The sequence below is a fragment of the Chryseosolibacter indicum genome, from assembly GCF_018598585.1.
Lineage (GTDB): Bacteria > Bacteroidota > Bacteroidia > Cytophagales > Cyclobacteriaceae > Chryseosolibacter > Chryseosolibacter indicus.
In genome coordinates, this window is record NZ_JAHESD010000173.1 from 1 (window position 1) to 250 (window position 250).

At 45.2% G+C, this 250-nt stretch carries 1 protein-coding gene; it reads right to left on the bottom strand.

The genetic code is table 11. The features are described from left to right. Positions 1–250, bottom strand: a 250-nt coding sequence (locus KK060_RS24945; protein ID WP_254158017.1) for an Ig-like domain-containing protein, incomplete at both ends; no start/stop codon positions are given.

Here is a 250-nt window from a genome sequence, read left to right on the forward strand (position 1 = left end):
GGGTTCCGCTGTTATCCTTTACTGTATAAGTAATAGATGCCGTGCCGTGGAAGTCTGCTGCAGGAGTATAGGTTACAAGTCCGGTGTTGTCGACTGACCAGCTTCCGTTAGATGAATACGTTGTCTGAGTTCCTGATGTAGACGGATCAAGGTCTACACTGGCTGCATCAATAGTACCATCGACATCAGTGTCATTGGTAGTAACATTTAAGGTGGTAGCTACATCTTCATTGGTAGTCTTGCTGTCATT